Source organism: Mesorhizobium sp. M1227, assembly GCF_040318315.1.
Taxonomy (GTDB): domain Bacteria; phylum Pseudomonadota; class Alphaproteobacteria; order Rhizobiales; family Rhizobiaceae; genus Mesorhizobium.
The window spans coordinates 1-3,240 of the sequence record NZ_JAMYLZ010000086.1; the positions used below are offsets into that span (position 1 = coordinate 1).

A 3,240-nucleotide genomic window follows, 5' to 3' on the forward strand; every position below is an offset into this window, starting at 1 on the left:
AAACGCCGGAGAAGCCGCAAGCTCGAAAGCGCTTGACCTCAACATGCCGAATAGAGAAGTGCTTCAGGACTGCTGCAACCCGGACTTTTTCAACACTATCGGTCAGATGCCGCCGTACCAGTCGTAGCCATTGTCCTCCCAATAGCCGCCTCTGCCGCCGCCGATGTTGGCGAAGCCGTCGACCAGCTCGATCTTGTAGAGGTATTTCGGCATCTTGTAGCCGAGCTGGCGCTCGACGCGCACGCGCAGCGGCGCGCCGTTCTCGACCGGCAATGGCTTGCCGTTGAGGCCATAGGCAAGGATCGTCTGCGGATGGCGAGCATCGATCAGGTCGATCGAGCCGTAATATTTGATATCGCCGGCCAGGCTGCGGTCGATCGTATCGAGGCAGTGGAACATGACGTAGCGCGCCTGCGGCTTGACCACTGCCTGGTCGAGCACCAGCGACAGCGGCGTGCCGGTCCATTTGGCAATGCAGCTCCAGCCTTCGACGCAGTCGTGACGGGTGATCTGGGTGCGGCTCGGCATGTTCATCAGCTGCTCGCGGCTCAGCGACAGCGGTTTTTCGACCAGGCCTGAAACCTCCAGCCGCCAGTCGGCGAAATCGCTGGCGAGCAGGCCCTTGTAGAAATCGTCGTCCGGTGCGGTGACACCGTTCGGCCGCTGCGGCTGGCGAATGTCGGCCTCGGTGAACTCCGGCGCCAGCGCATCAGCGCCGGCAAGCAGTCGCTGCGCCCGCCAGGTCAGGCCATTGGCGCTTTCGAGGAAGCTGCGCAGGCTGTCGCCGACGCCAAGCTGGCTGTCGAAGGCGTCGCAGCCCGACAGCATGATGCCGGAAAGGCCGAGGCTGGCCGAGGTCAGGAACTTTCTTCGGCTTATCTGTAGCTTGGGGCTGATCTCGAATTTCGCCATGTCAGGCACTCCTCTCTGGCGCTTTGTCGCCATGCGCCGGCGGGTCGGTTCGGTACCACCCGGTGATGATGGAGCGCAGCTCGTTGATCGGGCCGGCGGCCAGGATCATCAGGATGTGGATAATGAAGAAGGCGACGAGCAGCAGCATCACCGTGAAATGAATGGTGCGTGCCGTCTGTCGGCCGCCGAGCAGATCATTCAGGAACGGCAGCACCGAATCCATGCTCGGCGACATGGCAAGGCCGGTGATGATCATCAGCGGCAGCAGCACGAACAGCACGCCGCCATAGGCCATCTTCTGCAGCGTGTTGTAGTCGCGCGTGTGATGGAACCTGAGCTTGGCGTGCTCGACAATGTCTCGCGGCAGGCGCCTGAAATCATCGAGGCGCGGGGCAAGATCGCGGCGCAAATGGCCGTTGATCAGGCTGGCGACCAGCCAGACCAGCAGCGTGGTGGTCAGCACCCAGGCGAAGAAGAAATGAACAACGCGCGCGGTGCCGAGATCGTAATAGGAAGGGATCGTCGCCCAGGACGGGAAGGCACGGGAGGTCTCCTGGCCGGCCGGACCCGACCAGCCGAGCACGCCAGTGGTATCGAAGCGCTTGCCGAAGATTTCGGTATAGCCGCGCGGGCCAGTCGCCGTATTCTCGGCGCCAATGGCGAAGACGGTGTTGTTGTAGCCAAAACCCGACTCCTTGCCGATATAGAGCTGCGGGCGGGCGTTGAAGATCTGCAGGCCGGAAAGCAGCATGAAGAACAGCGCGATCGCCCACAGCCAATGCGTCAGCCGCGTCCAGCGCGACTGCCGATAGATCAGCGTCGCATCCGTCGAAGCAGCGCTATCTGCCCCGGTGCTGGCTTCGCCTCTGGCAACTGATTCCATATTTTCCGTGCCTCCCTGCCAAGCGGTTCCGCGGCCTCGTCAGATCTCTTCTCCTCCCAATACGTCGCCAGCCTAAGCGATGTTTCACCCGATCACGGATTTATTACGGACTGCCGAGGCTGACGGCGAGGTTGACCGCGGCTGCCACGATGACCGTGTTGAAGAAGAACGACAGGATCGAATGCACAAGCACGACACGGCGCATTTGCGAGGTCGTGATGTTGGTGTCGGCGGTTTGGGCCGTCATGCCGATCACCGTAGCGAAATAGAGGAAATCCGAGCCTTCCGGCCGCTTGCCGCCCGGGAAGTCAAGGCCGCCGACCGGAATTTTCTTTTTTGTGTCGCCATCCATCGCATCGCCATCCAACCAGTAGATATGCGCGTAGTGAAGTGCCGCCATCGCATGGATGGTCAACCAGCCAAGCGGGATAGACAGCAGCGCCACCATAAGCTCGATGGTGTCCGCGCTCTTCTCCCTGTTGATCAATTGAAACAACGACATGATGGCAATAGCGACGACAATCAGCGTGACCGCGAAGATGGCCAGTACCGGCAGGTCCGTGTCGCCTGCATTCTTGCGCAGATAGCTGCCGGTAAGCCGCGGCATATGGGCGATGACAAGGACGAGATAGGCGGCAAAGAACACATTGGCGCCGATCGAATAGGCAAGCGGCGCACGCCAGACCAGCGCGGCGCCAAAGGCTGCCGCGCCGATGCAGGCCGACACCGCGAACGGCGTGTGGCGTTGCATGGGCATCTTGGTCGGGGTACCAGTCGCCATGGCCTTCAGTCCGCTGAGGCGGATTTCAGCGCTCGCCGCAAGATGCGGTCAAGCTCGCCTAGGAACCGCGAGCGGTCCTGCGGCGCGAAACTCGAATTGTAGCCCTTGCTTTCGCCGGTCTCGCGCAGATGCTGCTTGAGATCGCGCATTGCCACCGCCATGCCGATCGTTTCCGGCGTAAACGGGCGTCCCGTCGGGCCGAGCACATGGGCGCCAAGCGCCACCGCGCGCGCGGCAAGCGGGATATCGGCGGTCACCACAATGTCGTTGGACCGGGCGTTTTCGACGATCCAGTCGTCGGCGGCATCGGCGCCCTTGGAGACGACGACATTGCGGATCATCGGATCGCGCGACGGACGCAAGCCGCCATTGGAGACGAAGGTGACGACGATGCCGTGCCGCTCGGCGACTTTTTCGACCTCGGCCTTCACCGGGCAAGCGTCGGCATCGACGAGAATAGCGGGTGCGGGCATCGTTGTTCCGAATGTGAAAGAGCCGGGCGGCGTCGCCCGGCTCGATCGATGATAGTCGAGCGGCTACTAGGCCGGCAACGCGCCGGATCGCTTGGCCGTCCAGGTGGCGATATAGTCCATCAGTCCTGGATTGAGGCAATCATAAGGTTCGAGCCCGATCGACTTCAGCTGTGACCTTATGCCGTCCATGC

General features: G+C 62.0%; 4 protein-coding genes and 1 pseudogene. All 5 read right to left on the reverse strand.

Translation table 11 applies throughout. The features are described from left to right. Positions 1-102 precede the first annotated feature (102 nt). Positions 103-912 (reverse strand): molybdopterin-binding protein, encoded by an 810-nt coding sequence (locus NKH28_RS34075; RefSeq protein WP_352614056.1) that lies wholly within the window; start codon positions 910-912, stop codon positions 103-105. Position 913: 1 nt separating this feature from the next. Further along, a complete protein-coding gene (locus tag NKH28_RS34080; RefSeq protein ID WP_352766747.1) occupies positions 914-1,795 on the reverse strand; it encodes a cytochrome b/b6 domain-containing protein in 882 nt (293 codons plus the stop codon). Positions 1,796-1,898: 103 nt separating this feature from the next. Continuing rightward, entirely contained in the window at positions 1,899-2,576 is a 678-nt protein-coding gene (locus NKH28_RS34085; RefSeq protein ID WP_352819819.1) for a DUF1345 domain-containing protein, read from the reverse strand. A 5-nt stretch (positions 2,577-2,581) separates the two neighbouring features. After that, positions 2,582-3,049 carry a YaiI/YqxD family protein gene (locus tag NKH28_RS34090; protein ID WP_352454435.1) on the reverse strand — a complete coding sequence of 156 codons (468 nt, stop codon included), beginning with the start codon at positions 3,047-3,049 and terminating at the stop codon, positions 2,582-2,584. 66 nt (positions 3,050-3,115) lie between these two features. After that, positions 3,116-3,240: pseudogene (locus NKH28_RS34095) on the reverse strand (S-(hydroxymethyl)glutathione synthase); the annotation flags it as partial.

Coding starts and splice junctions, on each gene's coding strand:
- NKH28_RS34075 (WP_352614056.1), bottom strand. CDS start 912: ATGGCGAAATTCGAGATCAGCCCCAAGCTACAGATAAGCCGAAGAAAG.
- NKH28_RS34080 (WP_352766747.1), bottom strand. CDS start 1,795: ATGGAATCAGTTGCCAGAGGCGAAGCCAGCACCGGGGCAGATAGCGCT.
- NKH28_RS34085 (WP_352819819.1), bottom strand. CDS start 2,576: ATGGCGACTGGTACCCCGACCAAGATGCCCATGCAACGCCACACGCCG.
- NKH28_RS34090 (WP_352454435.1), bottom strand. CDS start 3,049: ATGCCCGCACCCGCTATTCTCGTCGATGCCGACGCTTGCCCGGTGAAG.